This is a genomic window from Mesonia sp. K4-1, from assembly GCF_008017825.1.
Lineage (GTDB): Bacteria > Bacteroidota > Bacteroidia > Flavobacteriales > Flavobacteriaceae > Mesonia.
This window is the reverse complement of the sequence record NZ_VRLS01000052.1, coordinates 125026-143990: the sequence shown is the minus strand read 5'-3', so window position 1 is coordinate 143990 and position 18965 is coordinate 125026. Positions and strand designations below refer to the sequence as shown.

The window sequence follows — 18965 nt, the reverse complement described above, 5'->3', positions numbered from 1 at the left end:
TTATTGCATTGTAAGTCTTCAAGCGAGATGTCTTCTTAATTAATATGATTCTATTTGCTTCTCGGTTTTAATAAAATAGGTACAAGTATCTAGAAACCAGTCTTGATCGGTTCTTGAGGCTTAAAATTAATAATTAAATTCACTTTTAGTTCATTCAAAAGCTTATATCTTAGCAGCCTGAATTAAAAATAAAGACATTGACACCAGCAGTTACCACCATAGGGCTAGGTTATATAGGCCTACCCACTTCCGCTTTAATTGCCTCCAATCAAGTACAGGTTTGGGGAGTAGATATCAATCCAAAAGTTGTAGAAACCCTTAATCAAGGGAAAATCCATATTGTGGAGCCCGATTTGGAGGGGATCCTAGCTAAAGCGGTAGAGGAAGGTTTTTTTAAAGCCGACACCCAACCTAGGGAGGCAGACACCTATTTGATTGTAGTGCCTACCCCTTTTAAAGGAAACCACGAACCTGATATTTCGTATGTAGAAGCTGCTACTAAAGCGGTAATTCCGTTGTTGAAGAAAGGCGACCTATATATTATCGAATCCACTTCCCCGGTAGGGACTACCGAAAAAATGATGAAATTGATCTATACGGATCGTCCTGAACTGGAAGGTGAAATTCATATCGCTTACTGCCCTGAACGTGTGCTACCTGGAAATGTGATGCACGAGCTCGTTCATAACGACCGAGTGATTGGAGGAGTGGATGAGGCAAGTACTCAAAGGGCAATCGATTTCTACCGTGCATTTGTAAAAGGAGAATTACACGCTACCAATGCCCGTACCGCAGAAATGTGTAAACTGACCGAAAATTCAAGTCGGGATGTACAAATTGCTTTTGCGAATGAGTTGTCATTAATTTGCGCTAAAGCGGATATCAATGTATGGGAGCTAATTCATTTAGCAAATAAACACCCTCGAGTAAATATCTTACAACCAGGATGTGGGGTAGGCGGCCATTGCATTGCTGTAGATCCTTACTTTATCACTTCAGAGTTTCCAATGGAGTCGCAGATTATTGGAAAAGCGAGAGAAATCAATAACTATAAAAGCTTTTGGTGTGCCGAGCAAATCAAAACAGCGAAGCATGACTTCCAGCTTAAGCATGGGAGAAAACCCTCCATCGCTTTGATGGGCTTAGCTTTTAAACCTAATATTGATGATTTAAGGGAATCTCCAGCCAAATACATCGTGCAAAAAGTATTACAAGACGCACAAGATGAAAATTATTATATTGTAGAACCTAATATTGAAATCCATCAGGTATTTAAAATCACCTCTTATCAAGAAGCTCTAGAAAAAGCTGATATTGTTGCTTTCTTAGTTGCACATCAAGAGTTTAAAGAGGTAAGCTTAAATGAAAACCAAGTCGTTTTAGATTTTTGTGGTGTTTTAAATAACTAAAGAGGGAAATTTGTGATGGTTTTATTAAGGTATTAAACATATCCAAATACTTTATTAGGTTTTTGAAAAAAATATACCTGAAGAATTGAATAAAATAAAATACACAAGCCTGCTTTTAGTATTATTATTGTTGCTGAACTGTCAGACCCACACACGATCATCTCACGATGGTCTAATAGACATTAAAACCACAGCAGAAGGTCTAACATTGTTAGGTGAAAATATAATATCAACCTCATTATACGAAAGAGATTTTGCCGTATCGCCTCAAAGTGATGAGGTGATCTATACCCTGGGCGATTACAAACAAGAGAAAAGAAATCTTGTATATCTAAAGCGAGTTCAAGGAAAGTGGACAAGTCCACAAATTTTAAACATATCGGGCGAGTATCAAGATATAGAACCTTTTTATACGAAGCAGGGTAATAGATTGTATTTTGCGTCTAACAGACTTATTTATGGGGATGCCTCTAGAAAGGATTACAATATTTGGTATAGTGATCGTACCCAAACGGGATGGTCTGAGCCCGTCGCCTTAGATTCAATTATTAATACTAGAGGGGATGAGTTTTTTCCGTCTTTAAGCGATGCGGGGAATCTATTTTTTACCGCGACAAAAGATAACGGAATGGGAAAAGAAGACATTTTTAAATCTGAGTGGATAGCCGGTAAATTTCAAACTCCTAAAGCATTGCCTAAAGAAATCAACACTGCATCTTATGAATTTAACGCTTATGTAAGTCCGGATGAAAACCTGATCATTTTTAGTTCATTTGGAAGATCAGATGGGTTTGGGAGTGGAGATTTGTATATAAGTAGAAAAGATAGTTTAGGGAAATGGTCGGCATCTAAAAACTTAGGAGCGATCATCAATTCTGATAAATTGGATTATTGTCCGTTTGTAGATTGGAAGTCTGGTAATTTATATTTTACCAGTGAAAGAAGAACATTAGGGCCTAAAAAATTAGAAAGTATCGAGGCATTAAAAGCATTTGCTCATCGTCCACAAAACGGTTTTGGGAATATCTATAAAATTGGTGTTGACCAATTAGAATGATTCATTACAAGAATAGATGACAACTAAGAATATTAATTACCCATGGCCTAAAATGATTGCCTAAAGTTGTTAAAAAACAGGTTTGGAAAAATTGAAGCATAGATTTTACAACAAAAGTAGAAAAGAGCAAAATAGGATTTTAGGGGGAATCGCCTTGGGTTTTATGCTATTAATTACAGCTTCTATAATTATTTCTATTTATGCTGAGATCTATCTGATAGGGATATTAACCTTTGCCATAGGCTTATCTATAATAGCACCTTTTTTTGATATGCCATCTTTGAAAAAAAGTGGAAGAATAATTTACTATTCATCTCTCTTTGTAAGTGAAAAACCCAAAGACGGAACCCTTAAAATTCACGGAGGGACTTTATTTGATTACTATTATGTCCTCGATAAAAACATGAAGGCAAAAGAGAGAAGAAATTTTATACTCCAACAGTACGTAGAAGGATTGTTACGCCTTATGGCAAACTATAAGACTGATAAAAAACTAATAATTCGGGGGACAAGCTACATCATCAATAAAAGAACCGCTAAAAAAATAGGTTTCGAAATCCGTAAAACAGATAACTTGCAAAAAATCATACTATATTATAATTACTTCAATATTTTGATTTCAAATTCAATAGCAAAGAAAAAATTATCCTTTCCGAATTTAAATAATACCAAGACATTTGAAGCACATATCGACCACCTGCTTGAGAAAAAGGAATATATAGAAAAATTAAATGTATCTTTAACAAGGGCTATCACTCATGCTTCTGAACCCTCTATATAAAATAATATAGTTGCTTATAATATGAGAAAAAGGGATAGAATCTACCGTAAAATGGGCAAGTGGAAATTGCAATTTAGAGTAAAAAAACAGAAACTTTGGGTTCGAATTGGCTCCTTTTGTCTCCTCATTTCACCCCAAAACCCTTAACGACAATCTTAAATAAATCACAGAAGTTATGTATAAAGCAAAAGCAATTTTATTTCTAGCTTACTTCGTGGGGACAATTCTTTTAGGAGGATGTAATAGTCAAACCCCTCAAAAAAGCACTCCGGAGCCGCCGCATATTTCCAAGCAAGGTCAAATTCCATTAATTTATCAAGAGGATATAGCTTCCGATAGAAAGCACGCAGATTTAAATGGAAGGGTAACTGAGTTTGTAAGAAAAATGTATCAAGATAGTCAAGGGAACTTTTGGTTGGGTACCAATGGGAACGGAGTCATTCGATACGACAATAACTCCCTCCAGCAATTTGACATCAGTGAAGATTTCAATAAAGATGTTGGGGCTGTAAGAGGTATAGTTGAAGATAAAATGGGCAATATTTGGTTGGGTACTTCTAGTGGTCTTATAAAATTTGACGGAGAGAATTTTAAGGTTTATTCCGCAAATGAAGGATTACCTAATAATGAAGTTTGGGGCTTGACTATTGATGAAAAAGGACTTCTGTGGCTGGGGACAACTGAAGGTGTTTATCAGTTTGATGGTAAGAATTTTACTCTGTTTGAACTTCCTAAATCTACAGTAAAAAAACCTGAGCCTATGTTGAGCGATCAATTGGCTTTTAAGATTTTGCAAGATAGAAACGGAACGATGTGGTTTGTGGTGGATGGAAATGGAATTTACACTTATAAAGATGCTCATTTTAAACAATGGACAGAAAGTAATGGCTTAACGGATAATCAGACATTTGATATTTTTGAAGATACCAAAGGAAATATATGGATAGGGACTTTTAACGGAGGAGTAAGTAAATATGATGGCAATACTTTTTACAACTATTCCAGGGATAATAGAATTGAGGGATTAGAAGCCTATAATTTTATGGAAGATAAAAAAGGTAATGTGTGGTTTTCTGCTGAAAACCATGGGGTTTATCGCTATGATGGCAAGAATTTCACTCAATTTACTGTCCAAGACGGACTGGCAACCAATACTATTCAACATATTTTTGAAGATCGTAAGGGACAGATTTGGTTGAGTACCTGGAAAGGTATAAGTGTATATGATGGTAAAGAAATAACAGACCTGGCTGATAAAGAACCATGGACAAAATAGATAACCTATAGTACCAAAGTTAGGCTTATTCTCTCGTTTATAAATACTATGACAAAAAAAATATTACGTTTTCTATTTATTCTAGGTAGCATAGCTTCCTTGTTCTTTGTTCCATGGCCTTTGGTAATAGCTTGGGTCACTCCAACTCCAAGTACCATTCAAGAACAAGTCGATAAGGCCGCAGATTATGGGTTTGATGGTATAATAGTCTATATTGATGAAAAGGGCAAACCTCCCAAATTTTATACCTCGGGTTATAAGAACAGAGAAACCAAAACACCTACCGATCCGCATTCATTATTTAAAATTGCGAGTGTAGGTAAACTCTATACCGCTGTTGCTATGGCAAAATTAGTGAACAGCGGGCATGTAATTTTAGACGAAAGCCTTGCTGATTATTTTCCAGAATTAAAAGGGCGAATCGAGAATGCCGATAAAATCACGCTCAAAATGATGCTTCAACATAGAAGCGGAATTCCTGATTATACCCGAATTCAAAACTATTGGGCGTACCCTAAACAAACCGATGAGGAAAAACTCCATTTGGTGCTAGATTTACCTGCCCATTTTAAACCCGATACGGCTTATGAGTATAGCAATACCAATTATTTGTTGCTTTCTCATCTTATTGAAAAAGTAACGGGACAAGATAAATTTCATTACATTAAAAAAAATATATTAGAACCTTTAGAGCTTCATCATACCTATGGTTCTATTAAAGATGTTCCTATGGAAGAAGTTATGAGTGGTTATTATGTGGGTTATAAAAAGGACTTGAAAACAGAGGACCATGGCCTTATGTTAGCCACAGCAGAAGATCTAGGTAAATTTATACGAGCACTTAATGAGGGGACGGTGTTTAAGAATAAAAAAGAACAGGATATATATTCCTCGATTTATAAATATGAACATACGGGGTTGATCCCAGGATACCAAACGATAGCTAAATATCATAAAGCTAAGGACGCAGTAGTAATTCAGTTGACCAATACAGTCGATTTTGAGGGTTACCAATGGAATTTATCAGAAATCATGTATAACCGAGTGGTACGTATAATGAGTGAAAAAGATTAAATAACCGGCTTTAGTTTATTATCTAGCAATATATGAAAGTGAACTACTCTATAGGATGAATGTTTTTGAGATATTTTAGAAGATTAGGTAAAGTTTTACTTTAATAAGAGAATTACCTAAAGGAAGATTACATTAAAAGACTAGGGAAGACCTAAATCAATGCAATAGATATATAAAAACTATTTTTACTAAATTTACTTCTTTAACGTTCCTCCACTATAATTAACCATGCCTATAGGTGTTTATAAATACAACTAAAATGAAATATGCTTTTGTTACCTCTTTACTCATTTTCTTATCTGTTTTTACCGCTCAAGGGCAAGCTACTAAAAAGGTACTCTTTATAGGGAATAGTTATACCGGGGTCAACAATTTAACCTTACTTGTTCAAAATATTGCTATAGATATGGGGGATGTCTTGGTATATGACTCGAATACGCCTGGAGGCTATCGATTGATGAATCACGCCACCCATACAACCACCTTAAATAAAATTAATGCGCAGGCTTGGGATTATGTGGTCTTACAAGCCCAAAGTCAGGAGACTTCTTGGTCTAATGCGCAAATGCAAACCGAACTCTATCCCTATGCGGCTACTTTAAGCAATGCCATTAGAGCAAATAATGAATGCACTCAACCCATGTTCTATATGACTTGGGGAAGAGAAAATGGAGATAGTAGCAATTGTGGCAATGCTCCTTGGGTATGTACTTATGAAGGGATGGATGATGCTATTAAAAATACCTACAATTTTATGGCGGCCGCCAATGAAGCTGAGGTGGCTCCTGTAGGAGCCGTCTGGAGGTATATTAGAAAACACTATCCCACTATAGATTTGTATGCTGGTGATGGTTCACACCCTTCCCTTGAGGGTTCTTATGCCGCAGCTTGTGTGTTTTATACGATGATTTATAAAAAAGATCCTCTAGGAATTAATTGGAACTCTAGTTTGTCTACTCTGGATGCCGATAGGATTAAAATGGCTACTAAAAATATAGTTTTCGATCAAATGCCGACTTGGGATTTTACGGTGAACCCTGCAAAGGCAGATTATTCGGAGGTGGTAAATGGGAATCAAATAACATTTACCAATACGAGTGATGATTTTGACAGTTTACTGTGGGATTTTGGGGATGGAAATACTTCTACAGACCTACACCCAATTCATTCGTATGGAGCTGTCGGGGATTATAATGTATCTTTAACGGTATATAAATGTGGCAAATGGGATACAATGACTAAAACAATATCGATTGCTCACCTAGAAAATAAAGATGCCTTATTAGAGCAAATAGAAATTTACCCTAACCCAGTGATGGATAAACTGATTATAAGCTTAAATTCTACCTATCACCATATTTTGCTAGAACTCTATGACCTTAACGGAAAATTAATGCTAACGACCAACCATACACAAGGAAAAGATTTAAAAGCAGATATGTCCCATTTAAGCAGTGGAATATATCTCATGAAATTATCTACAGAAAAACATATATTTATTTCCAAAATATTGAAAAAGTAACCTTTTCACACCATCTGAAATGGTTAGCTAATTAGGAGGAATTCTTATGGGATTTTTAAGACATAGGAATGTAACTCATAATAGATTTGCCTATAGGTATCTTGTTGTAGGGATTAAGATTGCTTTAGGCCACGTACTGAAAAGCTTGTTAGTATAAATCTTAACCTATAAGCGAAACTGTTAGATATATAGAAATCAATCCCTATTTGTACAAAGATAATTCGATAATTCTTTTGAAAGATTTAATGAGAGTACGGAAAACCGTAAGGCAATTCAATTGCATCTCCATTACTTTGGCTTTATAAAAACAAATAAAGTCAATTAATCACTAAATCTAATTTCATGAAAAAATTACTATTACGAATTTCCTTAATGATGTGTATTAGCGTTTTATTTTCAAGTTGCGCAGCAGGTCTTACGGGCTATATGAATAATTCAGCTTCCTTAAGTTCAAATAACTATAGTTACGTAAAAAGAGATCTTCAAGGTAAATCTCAGGCAACTTATGTGCTTGGTATTGGTGAAATGAATAGAGAAGCAATTGTAGATGAAGCAAAGCAGAACATGCTCGAAAACCATACCTTACAAGATGCTCAGACTTTAGCCAACACGACGGTCAATTTTAAATATTCGAGCTTTTTGGGAATTATTTCTACAACAAAATGCTATGTAACGGCAGATATTGTGGAGTTTAAATAAATGGATACTCAATTTATAAAAACGGATCAAATGAATGTGTTTGATCCGTTTTTTTTGTTTACCCTACAAGAACTCCTTGCAATAGAAACAAACTTTGCTTTATTGAAAATCATCGGGTTGTAGAATTACTCTAGTCCTTGAAAGCTAAAGTTATTAAAAACCCTTTTCGGTAACTTTTGCTAAAAAGTTTTTATAGTTTTTTAACTCTAAAGGAACATCGGCGTTTTTTTCCATATCATAAAAATGATGGCTGGCTAAGAATTGCATTCCAGTAAAAGCATTCATCTTATGAAAGCCAAACATTACTCCTTCATCCACTGAATGTTGTTCAAAAAATTCATCAGCTAAAGAAAAAGCTGTTTGAGGTGCATTCCAACTGGTGGTGAGTATATATTTTTTACCCTGCATCATTCCTCCAGTGCCATAATTGAGATGAGGGTTAGTTCTACTTCTTCCATCACTTTTATAAATTCCGTTTTGGTGTCCTTCCGTAAATACCTCATCTAAGTATTTTTTAAATCCAAAAGGAAGCTGAAACCACCAAATAGGGGTGTGGTAAATGATCAAATCTGCCCAAACAAATTTTTCCACTTCCTCTTTTATATGATAAGGTTCTCCCACTTGGGTAGTTTTTATTAGAAAACTTCCTGATGCTTTTAATTGGGCTTGAGTTTGAAGAAAAAGGGATTCATTAAATTTCCCTCCTGAATGTGCGAAAGGATGGCTTCCATTGATTATAAAAATATTTTTCATAGTTTATAGATTTAGAAATGCAAAACTATCATGAATTTATGTATTGTAAAAATAATACAAATCATATCTTTGTATTATAATTTTAATAGAAATGGTGAATTTAGAGTGGTATAGAACTTTTAAAGAAATTTTTGAGAAGGGGACTTTGACAAAGGCATCGACGGCCTTATTTGCTTCTCAGCCTGGGGTAAGTGTGCACTTAAATGCTTTGGAAGCTTACGTAGGTAAAAAATTATTTGAACGTACCTCAAGAAAAATGGTTCCTACTGAAGATGGAAAATTACTTTATGTTTCTATCGCCGATGCATTAAGTCAATTAGAAAAGGTTGAACAGCATTTTAAAAAAACTACACAAGAACAAAACCCCTCACTTCATATAGGAATGTGTTCTGAAATGTTTCAGCTCGTGATAGAACCCGAAATTCCCCATCTAAACTTTGATCTGTTAGCTCGGTTTGGGGCGCATACCGATTTAATTCATGACTTAAATCAAGGGATTTTAGATTTAGTCATTACCCCACATCAACAAAAGGATAAAAAATCATTGGTAGAATATATACCCTTTTCTAAAGAAAGAATCGTATTGATAGCGGGAAATCAGACCGATACAACACGAATAAAAAAGCATCTAGAATCTCAAGACTTTAAGGCATTAGAAAAAGAGTTACTGCAACACGTATGGTATAGTTCTTCTAACGAAATGGAGCATTTTAGACGTTTTTGGTTTGAAAATTTTAAACAGAAACCCTCCTTTAAGCCTAATTATATTCTTCCCAGTATCACCTCTATCATCAGGTGTTTATCTCATAACAGAGGCCTAGCCGTAGTACCCGATTTTTTATGCAAAAAGGAGTTGAAGGGACAAGAGATTGATTTATTATGGGAAGGAAGAGTAAAAACGGAGAATACCTTATACTTTGCTTCAAGAACAGATTTGAAATACAAAAAAGAATTAGATACGCTCCGTAAGTTATTTATTACCAAGTTAGCCTAAAAAAATTATTTTGGAATTTGAGTGCTGATCAATACTAATGAAAAAAAGAAGTACTACATGCATATAAGGAGACTGCTTTTTATAAGAGGTTCACGTTTTCTAATTCCTATAAAGGAATTAAACCTAATAGCTCATTTCAACTTTAATTTAATTGCGTAATTTTGAACAGCTATAAAAGGAAAAGAAAGTGTTAACTAAAAAGGAAAAGCTTAATAAAAGAGGTTTTGATATTATATTTTCTTTCGTGGGATTGGTCCTCACATTCCCTTTAATTTTTATAAGTTTTTTAGCTATTGTTATCAGTAGCCGCACTTCAGGTATTTATGCTCCTTATCGTATAGGCAGGCATGGGCTTCCTTTTAAAATCTACAAACTTAAGACCATGAGAGAGGTCAGCGGACCTATCAACTCGGTCACGACAAAGAATGACCCTCGCATTACGAGTATTGGAAAGTGGTTACGGAAATTTAAAATTGATGAGCTTCCTCAGCTTTGGAATGTGTTAAAGGGTGAAATGAGCCTGGTGGGACCGAGACCCGATGTAGCAGGATTTGCAGATCAGCTTCAGGGTCAAGACCGAGAAATTTTATCCTTGTTACCTGGAATTACGGGTTTAGCCACTTTAAATTTTAAGCAAGAGGAGGAATTACTGGCTCAACAAAAGGATCCTGTAACTTATAACAGAGAAGTGATTTGGCCTGAAAAGATAAAGTTAAATAAGGAGTACATCGAAAATTATTCCTTTGGTTTAGACATTCAAATTCTTTGGAAAACCATAGTAGGTTCGTAGGTAAAGCAATCATTCTTATCGGATTTTTTGTGCTCTAGAAAATCAAATACAAAAGCTATTGTAAACTCAAATCTAGTATTTAAGGAGGCGGTTTCTAGATTATACTTTTGTTGATAGGTTAATTTTAAATAAGTACCTTTAAATTTTTAAAATCATCTCATGAAAAAGAAGAATTTATTAGTATTTGGAACACGTCCTGAAGCCATAAAGATGGCGCCTTTAGTCAAAGAACTACAAAAAAATCATCAAGACTTTGAAACTAAGGTCTGTGTGACGGCTCAACACCGAGAAATGTTAGATCAAGTTTTAGACTTTTTTGAAATTGTACCCGATTATGATTTGGACTTGATGAAACCGAATCAAAATCTACACCAATTAACGGCTGATATTATCACGGAATTAAAAACTGTGTTAGAAGAATATCAACCTCACTATGTTTTTGTTCACGGAGATACGACTACCACTATGGCTACAGCTATTGCTAGTTTCTATAGCGGAGCTAAAGTATGTCATATAGAGGCAGGATTAAGAACGTGGAATAAAAACTCTCCTTTTCCAGAAGAGATGAATCGACAAATTACGGGAAGGGTAACAGATTATCATTTTGCGCCTACTCAGCAGTCTAAAGAGAATCTGCTCTTAGAAAATATTAAAGAATCAAAAATAAGCATTACGGGTAATACGGTGATTGACGCCTTGTTGGAAAGCTCTGAACGTGTAAAATATTTAGAGAATGAGGAGATTACTCACTTAAAATCTATAGTTTCTAGCCAGAAAGATCTTATTCTCGTCACTGGACATCGTAGAGAAAATCACGGTCAAGGTTTTGTAAATATTTGCTCGGCTTTAAAGGAAATCGCTAATAAAAAGCCTGAAGTTCAAATTGTATATCCTGTACATTTAAACCCCAAAGTCAAAGGACCCGTAAATGAAATTTTAGGAGCGGTCCCCAACATTCATTTAATTGATCCTTTAGGCTATCCCGCTTTTGTCTGGTTAATGAACCAGTCAAAATTAATTATCACAGACAGTGGGGGAGTGCAGGAAGAAGCCCCAAGTTTAGGGAAACCAGTTTTGGTGATGAGAAATAATACAGAGCGCCCAGAAGCAGTAGAAGCTGGAACCGTGATTTTAGTAGGTACAGAAACGGCTAAGATTGTAGAGGAGACCCTTTCTCTATTAGAAAATAAAGAGCGATATAAAGAAATGAGTGGAAAGCATAACCCTTATGGAGATGGGAAAGCTTGTGCGCGTATTGTGGCGTTTCTAAAAGATGAAAACTAAATATACTAATATAGGTGAGCCTATAAAATTAGAGTAAGCTAATTTAGGTTTTATTAGAACCTATCTATTTTTTAGTATAGCTAGATGAAAACAGCAAACAATTTCCTAAAATTATAGTTCTTTACATACGATTAGAAAAGGAAATAATTTTTATTCATGAAGAGGGCTTCATTTTGGTTTTTCATGAGTAATTTGTACTTTTAATACTTGCCAAATTCAATCTCATTTTACTGAAAACAAAAAAGGCTATCCATTTGGATAGCCTTTTTCAATGATATAAGTGATTGGGGGAATTATTTCAATCTAAAAGTTACTCTTCTTACTAACTGACGAGCTTCTTTAGAGGATTTATCCACAGAGTCGTCAATTCCTTCTCCTCTATGTTCTAAACGATCTTCTGAAACTCCTGAGGCTACTAAGATATCGTGTACTTTTTTAGCACGCTTCTCTGAAAGTTGCATGTTGTAAGTAGCATTTCCAATCTCATCTGCATACCCAATCAATTCAGCTTGAGCTGAAGGATTGTTATTCATATACTTCACTAAGTAATTGATAGCTTCATAAGAATAGGTTTCTGGTTTCGTGCTATTGAACTCAAAGTAAACATTTACATAACCTTCGTTAATTAAAGTTTTTACATTAAGTCCGGCGTTCGCAGCTCCGTTTGTAGAGTTTGCTTTAGCATAACGCTTGTCTAAAGAACCTTCAATTTCATCAGGAACTCCATTATTGTTTTTATCTACAGCAACACCTTTAGTATCTGTAGCTACACCGTTCATAGTGTTTGGTTCACGATCTAAATAATTAGGTACTCCATCTTGATCACTATCGATCATGTTGGTTTCAATTTCAGCGATACGGTTTGATAAAGAATCAATTTCTTGAGTTAATTCTTTTCTTGTTGTCATATCTACCCAATCAGCATGCTTTTCTTTTTTACCTAAGTAGATCTGAATCCCTGCAGAAAAAGTTGCGATGTTACCATCAAAGTATCGATCCCCATTATCTGCACGGTTTCCATCCCAAGTATACGTTTGAGATAAGTTACCAGAAAGGGTCATATCTGCATAAAATGCAATATGATCTGAAATTCTGATCTGTGGAGTTATTCCTACCATCAACATAGCGCTAAAATCATCTTCATCTGCAAAAGTAACATCTTCTCCTAATTTGATATTAGCTACACCTGCTCCAGCGTGTCCTAAAAGGTTGAAACGTTGAGTCCATTCTCTAAAACCTAAAATAGATCCTACATTTACGACTCCTTCTAAGTTTGCTCTATAGTAAGTAGTTTCAAATGGAAGACTGTTGTCTCCTTCCGTAATTTGAGAATACATACCTCCTAATTTGAATCCAAATTTCTCGTTGATCATATAGCGTACCCCCAATTCTCCACCTATAGAACCGGTTAAAGAAGAATTGTACAAGGCTGTAGCGCCATCCTCACTGTAGCCTGTTCCTGGCTCACTCATATTAACCCCAGCTTCGATAGACCAGTGATTATATTCAGTTTCTTGTGCTTGGATCATAGACGATGCCAAGATACACGATAATAAAAAAGTAATTTTTTTCATAATGATTAATGTAATGATTTTACATTTCGTTTTGCTGACAAATATATAACAGTTTTTAATCTAAAAAAAGAAATACAATTTTAATTGTTAAATAGTTAGCTGTTTAAATTTCACACAATTTTAAATAATTAGCTTTCATTTTATAGCAACTTTAACAGAAAAAATAGCTTCAGGTAGTAAAATAGTCATTTTTATTGAATTCCAAGTACCTATAACATGGTTTTCTTAAGAAAGATTTAATATAAAAGATATTAAGTTTAAAGAGTATATTTGAAAAATTTGCAAATATGCGTTTATTCTTATTGATTATTTTCCTCGGATTTGGTGTGTTTCTTCAAGCACAACAACAATACAATCAGCTTTCTTTAGATGTAAAATATGGAGCCTCAATCCCTATTTCTCCCACCCAAAGTATTTCTAGGTCTGAATATATTTCCTTTAATAATTTTCAAGTAGGAGGTAGGTATATGCTCAATCAAAAATTCGGTTTATCGGGAACTTATACTTATCAATCTTATGGAAATCAAACCGCAGGTTTAAGTTTTCATCGATTTTCTTTGGAAGGGGTGGCTAGTCTTAATCATATTTTCAATTTCCCATATTATATCAAAGAATATGTCAACTTTCAAGTACATGCAGGGCCGGGGATATCACTCGCTTCTCCCAATAATGTTTCCAATTATGATCGTATGGGTAATTTACTATTAGGAGGAAGTTTGCTTTTTAATATTTCACCTCATTTAGCGCTAGGAGGAGATCTTACTTATTCCTATCAAATAGGGCAATGGTATGGGTATAATGGTGAGGTATTAGATATCCAAGGGAATTCCGAAAACGGAGCAAATTTATTTGTGGGCATTGGTGTCTATATTTATCTTGGAAAAGAAAAATACCATGCTGATTGGTATTAGGATGTTATTTACTAAACCTTAAACCAGAACCTTTCTGTAACCTTGATAGATTTTTTTCTTTGATCATAGTAAAAACTACATTACTTTACTGTACATTGAAAACTGGCTGATATTCCATATTCCTTATTAAACATTCTTATAGTTTGTCTTACTAGATAAAACCAAGACTGCACGACTTAAAATGAAAAAGCTGAACTATGATATCATAGTTCAGCTTTTTTGGTTAAATATTCTTCTATAGAATTAAGACTTGATAAGTTTTATTTCATAGGTATGATTATTTTCAAGATCAATCATTTTCAAAAAGTACATTCCGCTAGCTGAAAATGGAATTGAATTGATTTGAAGCGTTTTCTCTGCGTTAGGAGATACTATTTTTTCGAATATCTGCTGACCTAAGACATTATAAACTTTAAGCTCTATACGATTTCCATGATGTTGAGGGAGTTGAAGGTATACTTGGTTCCCCGTTACCGGATTAGGGTATACTTGAATTCCTTGAGCTGTATTTGAATTGATATTTAAAGATTTGCCAAAACTCAAACTAAATCTATCGGTGGCTATACTTGCAGGAATAGAAGCATCAACTTGGAAGTTAACGTATTGTGTTCCTGTAGAGAGTAAAGTAGAAGTTTGTAAATAGGCGTCTTCTAGATATACCTCATAATTAAAAGCATCAGTTAAATCTACCTGTAAAACATAATCTTGGTAGCGGTATTGATACGTAAACAACGGCAATACTTCTCCCTCATAAGGCAGTGCTCTGTTTTCTATAGTTATATAATTTCCTTGATCAATACGTGCCAAATTTTCATCTAGATTAAAGAACTTAGGAGCATCCTGGGCGTCAATAGCATTGTTAGCTTGAGCAGAAAACTTGATTCTCAATCCATCAGAAGATGTTTTGTTATTGGTAAAAGCTTCTTGAGTAAATAACTGTATATTAATTTCTTTACCCATCGCGAGTGTAGGTCTAAATACTTGATTAGATGCTACATCGACAGCCTTATTAGCTTCCGTAAAAGCTAAGGAAGGTGTTGTTCCTGCATTTCCAGTAAGAAAGAATGCTGCTTGCATAGGCTGTAGATACTGATTTGCATCTGAACTTGCATTATTATTAGAGCCATCAGACAAATCTATCGTGACGTACCCACCGCGACCTCCAGGAGTACCTGGAGTAGGAGAACCTCCTAAGTCGGGATCGTATACATAATAGAAGTTCGGAGCAACATTGTTGGTTGCTGCATTTGTCATAATCAAATCCATATCTACTGCCGCATGGTAAGGATTTCCAAAAAAGTTAGCAGCTCCATCGGTTGAGTTAAAGTTAGTTTGAATAACATCTCCAGATAGCACATTTCCTTTATTTCTTAATCTAGTATTTGTTGGAAAGGCACTGTTAGAAGTTACGTCAATAGAGCGATCTCCTCGAACAAGCAATCGGTAAGGTACTCCTGCCACTAAATTGGTGTTATCAGTATTATTAATTTTTTGCCATTGAGATAAACCATTATCATAAGTGTACATAGAAGGGTTTCCAGAAGGAGTGTAATCAAAGCCATTGGTTTGATCAGAACTCGTATCTACACCAGTGATATGTGTACCGTAACCAGAATTAGGATTATTGGTATAAGAAGTAGCAGCTTCTTGCCAGTTGGCATGAATACTCTCTCCCGAATCTACTGAAGAGGTAATTAATCTAAAGGCTCTTTTAGCAGGAAAACACTGTTCTGTAGTGATATCTCCTGAAATTGTTCCTTGCACACGGTCAATTTGAGCAGGCCCGTTAGTGAAATCGCATCTTAAATAAACCTGACCGCCAGTGGTTAAGATTCCTTGGTTAATGCGCAACACCTCATCGATAAATAGAAATTCATCTGTAGCTAAAGCAATAGTTACTCCTGAAGGATTGTTAAGTTCAAATTCTCCCATGGAAAAACCATTGTTAGAAAAAGTCTGTGTAGTATTACCATTCAACCTAAAGCTCGCTTCTGAGCCATCAATACTTCCTAAGTTATAAATATCACCTTGTATGGAAAATTCAATCCCTGCATCAAAACTAGCACCTGCACCAGAAGCAATATGAATACATCCCACCGAAGCATTTTCTGTAATAGCTGCTCCAGCATTAAGAACCACAAGTTTTCTTCCTTGATCATTGTTATTTGGAGCCCCGTCAATACCAGATCCATTTGCGTAATTAGTTCCATCCCAAGTTATAGGTTGCACATCCTTGTAACGTAAAGTAAAATAATCTCCATCGTCTAAATTTATCCCTGAAAAACTCATATTACTACAGTTGATAGTACCAGATACTACCGTAGGAGTGGTAAAACTTGGATTATCAGCAATTATCAATTCAATAGAATTATAGTAAGCTGAACTAAGGCTAATTTGATCTATTAAAAAGTCTAAATCTACAGTTCCTACATCTCCTCCTTCGTCTACTCGCCAGATTGTTGCTAATTTTTGGTTATCAATACCTGTCGTGGAACAGTCGATATCAGCAGCGTCTAATATAGGGCTACCTTGTCGATTAGCAGCAATTAATAAGTGCTCATTGGTATCTAATGATGAAGGATTGGTAATATTGATAATTCCTGTTCCTATTTGAGAAACATTTTTATTCTCTGCGGTAGTTCTGTAAATACCTACTAAATTATGATCAAAATCACCTCCAACAGCACTGTCGAAAGCAAAAAGGTCGTTGTTGCTTAAATTTAAATTGTACTTAGACGCGTAATAATTATGTAAGACTCTAACTTGTACTGTGTTTAGTGAGAGGTCGTGAATTAAAAACTCAGCAATACTACCTTCAAAATAGTCTCCTGTGCTATTACTTCCATCTACTGTAATGTTATCGGTATGTCCTCCTAAAGTAATATCTCCCGTATGGGCATATAAAAATCCAATATTAGATATGGTACCTGCTAACACCCCATTTAAATAGCATCGAATACTTCCTGTTGTGGAAGAATTTCCATCATATACATAACTTAATACATAATTGGTATTACTCACGATAGGAGTACTATAGGATGTATAAGTCCAAGGAGACCCTGCTCCGTCATTGGCGTTGTTAAACCCCCCAAAATGTAATTCTCCATCTTTTATGAAAAACTGAAGATTTCTTGTGTTTCCTCCTTCTTCATAAAGCATTTGAGTATTTGTAATGTTTGAGCCAGAATTAAAAACCATACTAAACGTACGATTAGAATAAGGTTCAGAAGTATTTAACTCTGCATTATTCGGAATGATAAGTTGATCATTATTACCGTCAAATTGTACGGCCGGGAAGCCATTCATTTGATTTTCTAAAAAGAGGGGTTGCCTATTTCCTGTAGTTTGTTCAATCGCTAAACCGTTTTGTCCTTGATTTATCCAAGAGCTTACTTTATCGTTAGAAGCTAAGTTTAGATCTTCTGCTTGATACCAGAAACGGGTGTTTAATGAAGTAGAAACTCCTCCAGGTAACACAGTATTAGGGTTAGATTGCGCAATTCCGAAACTTAAAAAGTCACCATTGGCGATACTTACATTACTGAATGTAGCAATTCCACCACTGATAGAAGTAGCGTTAATTTCGGTAGCACCGGTAAATGAAATATTATTGCTTACAAACATCACAACTTCAGAATTGTCTCCTACATTCTCATTAAAATCATCGATGAGTAATGAAAAGTCTACGGTACTGAATGCTCCAAATTTTGTTGCACGCCAATTACTGGTAAGTCTATACATTGATTTGTTAGAGTTAGAACAACCGTAAGAAGGAGTTTCTAAAGCAGTATAGTTAAATTCGTCTGCAGCAATAGCTAAAAATTCATTATTAGAAAGAGAAGTGTTTTGAGCAACTCTCAGAATTCCAGTTCCCTCAGAAGAAGTTATATGCTGTTGGGTTGCATTTTGCTTCCCTATCCCAATAAAATGAAAATCAAAATCATTTTCAGCAGGAGCATCATATGGGTAAACATCATTTGCTCCTAAACTAATATTGTATTTAGAAGATAAATAATTTTCTACACTATAAAGCTCTGGATTATTTAGTGATTTACTATAAAAAATAAACTCTGCAATTCGGCCAGTAAAATAAGAGCCATCTCCACTAACAGATCCAGTATGATAATAAGTATCATTTACCTGAGCTCCTAAAATAGCTTCGTTATGATTAAAAAGTCGACCTATTCCTGTTAGGTTTCCAAATGATATTCCATTAAGGTAGGTTTCGATAACACCAGTATTACTAGAGTTTCCAGAGAATTTAAAAGATATGATATAATTCGTATTCGCTGTGATCGTAGTACTAGCAGAAGTAAATCCCCATGCTGTATCTGAATCATCATCGTTCAAATTATAAGCCCCTACATAAAGGGACCCTCCGTCGATATAGATATTTAATCCACGTATGGAACCCCCTTCCTCATAGATAACTTGACGATTTGTTACATTAGCGCCAGTGCGAACAGCCATGACAAGAGTTCTGTCAGAATATGGACCTCCTTGATTGATGACATTATTATCAGCAATTTCTAAGTAGTCATTCCCATCAAAACTCAATACTGGAAAACCATTTAATTGATTAGTTAGAAAGGTAGGACGACGATTAGAAATGCTCTGGGTAGCATTTAAGGTATTACCACCTACGTTAGGAAACACAGAAACCGTAGTGTTATTAGCGGTTGTAGAACTTAAGGTGTTGGCGATAAACCAAAAAGGATTATCGGTATCTGAGCCTACTCCTCCTGGACCATTTTGTGCTAATGATAAACTGGTAAAACTGCAGAAAATCATACATATTATCATGGAAATGAAATGAAAGTAATTTTTTTTCATAATAAAGT

General features: G+C 35.1%; 14 protein-coding genes. 11 read left to right on the top strand and 3 right to left on the bottom strand.

All coding sequences use genetic code 11. The annotated features are described in order from the left end of the window. Nucleotides 1-197: 197 nt before the first annotated feature. From wecC to FT986_RS08725, 7 genes are all read left to right on the top strand, one after another. Nucleotides 198-1409 (top strand): UDP-N-acetyl-D-mannosamine dehydrogenase, encoded by a 1212-nt coding sequence (gene wecC, locus FT986_RS08755; RefSeq protein WP_147864704.1) that lies wholly within the window; start codon nucleotides 198-200, stop codon nucleotides 1407-1409. Between the two features lie 85 nt (nucleotides 1410-1494). Then, nucleotides 1495-2466, top strand: a complete 972-nt coding sequence (locus tag FT986_RS08750; protein ID WP_255505937.1) for an exo-alpha-sialidase — start codon at nucleotides 1495-1497, stop codon at nucleotides 2464-2466. A gap of 82 nt (nucleotides 2467-2548) precedes the next feature. Next, nucleotides 2549-3247 (top strand): hypothetical protein, encoded by a 699-nt coding sequence (locus tag FT986_RS08745; protein ID WP_255505938.1) that lies wholly within the window; start codon nucleotides 2549-2551, stop codon nucleotides 3245-3247. Between the two features lie 175 nt (nucleotides 3248-3422). Beyond that, a complete protein-coding gene (locus FT986_RS08740; protein WP_147864655.1) occupies nucleotides 3423-4523 on the top strand; it encodes a two-component regulator propeller domain-containing protein in 1101 nt (366 codons plus the stop codon). Nucleotides 4524-4571: 48 nt separating this feature from the next. After that, nucleotides 4572-5597 (top strand): serine hydrolase, encoded by a 1026-nt coding sequence (locus FT986_RS08735; protein WP_147864656.1) that lies wholly within the window; start codon nucleotides 4572-4574, stop codon nucleotides 5595-5597. 259 nt (nucleotides 5598-5856) lie between these two features. Further along, nucleotides 5857-7119: a T9SS type A sorting domain-containing protein gene (locus FT986_RS08730; RefSeq protein ID WP_147864657.1), complete on the top strand. Its 1263-nt coding sequence runs from the start codon at nucleotides 5857-5859 to the stop codon at nucleotides 7117-7119. A 342-nt stretch (nucleotides 7120-7461) separates the two neighbouring features. Further along, nucleotides 7462-7818 carry a DUF6567 family protein gene (locus FT986_RS08725; protein WP_147864658.1) on the top strand — a complete coding sequence of 119 codons (357 nt, stop codon included), beginning with the start codon at nucleotides 7462-7464 and terminating at the stop codon, nucleotides 7816-7818. 153 nt (nucleotides 7819-7971) lie between these two features. Here FT986_RS08725 and FT986_RS08720 read toward each other — a convergent pair whose 3' ends face one another. Next, nucleotides 7972-8571 (bottom strand): NAD(P)H-dependent oxidoreductase, encoded by a 600-nt coding sequence (locus tag FT986_RS08720; protein WP_147864659.1) that lies wholly within the window; start codon nucleotides 8569-8571, stop codon nucleotides 7972-7974. A 91-nt stretch (nucleotides 8572-8662) separates the two neighbouring features. On the opposite strand from FT986_RS08720, the gene FT986_RS08715 reads away from it, so the two are divergent. The 3 genes from FT986_RS08715 (at nucleotide 8663) to wecB (ending at nucleotide 11639) form a co-directional block, all read left to right on the top strand. After that, nucleotides 8663-9565 (top strand): LysR family transcriptional regulator, encoded by a 903-nt coding sequence (locus FT986_RS08715; RefSeq protein ID WP_147864660.1) that lies wholly within the window; start codon nucleotides 8663-8665, stop codon nucleotides 9563-9565. Nucleotides 9566-9752: 187 nt separating this feature from the next. Then, on the top strand, nucleotides 9753-10355 hold the full coding sequence (locus FT986_RS08710; RefSeq protein WP_147864661.1) for a sugar transferase: 603 nt from the start codon (nucleotides 9753-9755) through the stop codon (nucleotides 10353-10355). A 159-nt stretch (nucleotides 10356-10514) separates the two neighbouring features. Further along, a complete protein-coding gene (gene wecB / locus FT986_RS08705) occupies nucleotides 10515-11639 on the top strand; it encodes a non-hydrolyzing UDP-N-acetylglucosamine 2-epimerase (protein WP_147864662.1) in 1125 nt (374 codons plus the stop codon). A 293-nt stretch (nucleotides 11640-11932) separates the two neighbouring features. Here wecB and FT986_RS08700 read toward each other — a convergent pair whose 3' ends face one another. Beyond that, the gene (locus tag FT986_RS08700) at nucleotides 11933-13213 is read right to left on the bottom strand and encodes an OmpA family protein (RefSeq protein WP_147864663.1); all 1281 of its coding nucleotides are present in this window, start codon (nucleotides 13211-13213) and stop codon (nucleotides 11933-11935) included. A 287-nt stretch (nucleotides 13214-13500) separates the two neighbouring features. On the opposite strand from FT986_RS08700, the gene FT986_RS08695 reads away from it, so the two are divergent. After that, nucleotides 13501-14124, top strand: coding sequence for a hypothetical protein (locus tag FT986_RS08695; RefSeq protein WP_147864664.1), 624 nt, complete (start codon nucleotides 13501-13503; stop codon nucleotides 14122-14124). A gap of 243 nt (nucleotides 14125-14367) precedes the next feature. Here FT986_RS08695 and FT986_RS08690 read toward each other — a convergent pair whose 3' ends face one another. Beyond that, nucleotides 14368-18957 carry a T9SS type A sorting domain-containing protein gene (locus tag FT986_RS08690; RefSeq protein WP_147864665.1) on the bottom strand — a complete coding sequence of 1530 codons (4590 nt, stop codon included), beginning with the start codon at nucleotides 18955-18957 and terminating at the stop codon, nucleotides 14368-14370. Between the last annotated feature and the right edge of the window lie 8 nt (nucleotides 18958-18965).

Bases quoted from the DNA above. Each gene is read 5' to 3' on its own strand.
- FT986_RS08740 (WP_147864655.1), top strand. From the start codon at position 3,423: ATGTATAAAGCAAAAGCAATTTTATTTCTAGCTTACTTCGTGGGGACA.
- FT986_RS08735 (WP_147864656.1), top strand. From the start codon at position 4,572: ATGACAAAAAAAATATTACGTTTTCTATTTATTCTAGGTAGCATAGCT.
- FT986_RS08730 (WP_147864657.1), top strand. From the start codon at position 5,857: ATGAAATATGCTTTTGTTACCTCTTTACTCATTTTCTTATCTGTTTTT.
- FT986_RS08725 (WP_147864658.1), top strand. From the start codon at position 7,462: ATGAAAAAATTACTATTACGAATTTCCTTAATGATGTGTATTAGCGTT.
- FT986_RS08720 (WP_147864659.1), bottom strand. From the start codon at position 8,571: ATGAAAAATATTTTTATAATCAATGGAAGCCATCCTTTCGCACATTCA.
- FT986_RS08715 (WP_147864660.1), top strand. From the start codon at position 8,663: ATGGTGAATTTAGAGTGGTATAGAACTTTTAAAGAAATTTTTGAGAAG.
- wecB (WP_147864662.1), top strand. From the start codon at position 10,515: ATGAAAAAGAAGAATTTATTAGTATTTGGAACACGTCCTGAAGCCATA.
- FT986_RS08700 (WP_147864663.1), bottom strand. From the start codon at position 13,213: ATGAAAAAAATTACTTTTTTATTATCGTGTATCTTGGCATCGTCTATG.
- FT986_RS08695 (WP_147864664.1), top strand. From the start codon at position 13,501: ATGCGTTTATTCTTATTGATTATTTTCCTCGGATTTGGTGTGTTTCTT.
- FT986_RS08690 (WP_147864665.1), bottom strand. From the start codon at position 18,957: ATGAAAAAAAATTACTTTCATTTCATTTCCATGATAATATGTATGATT.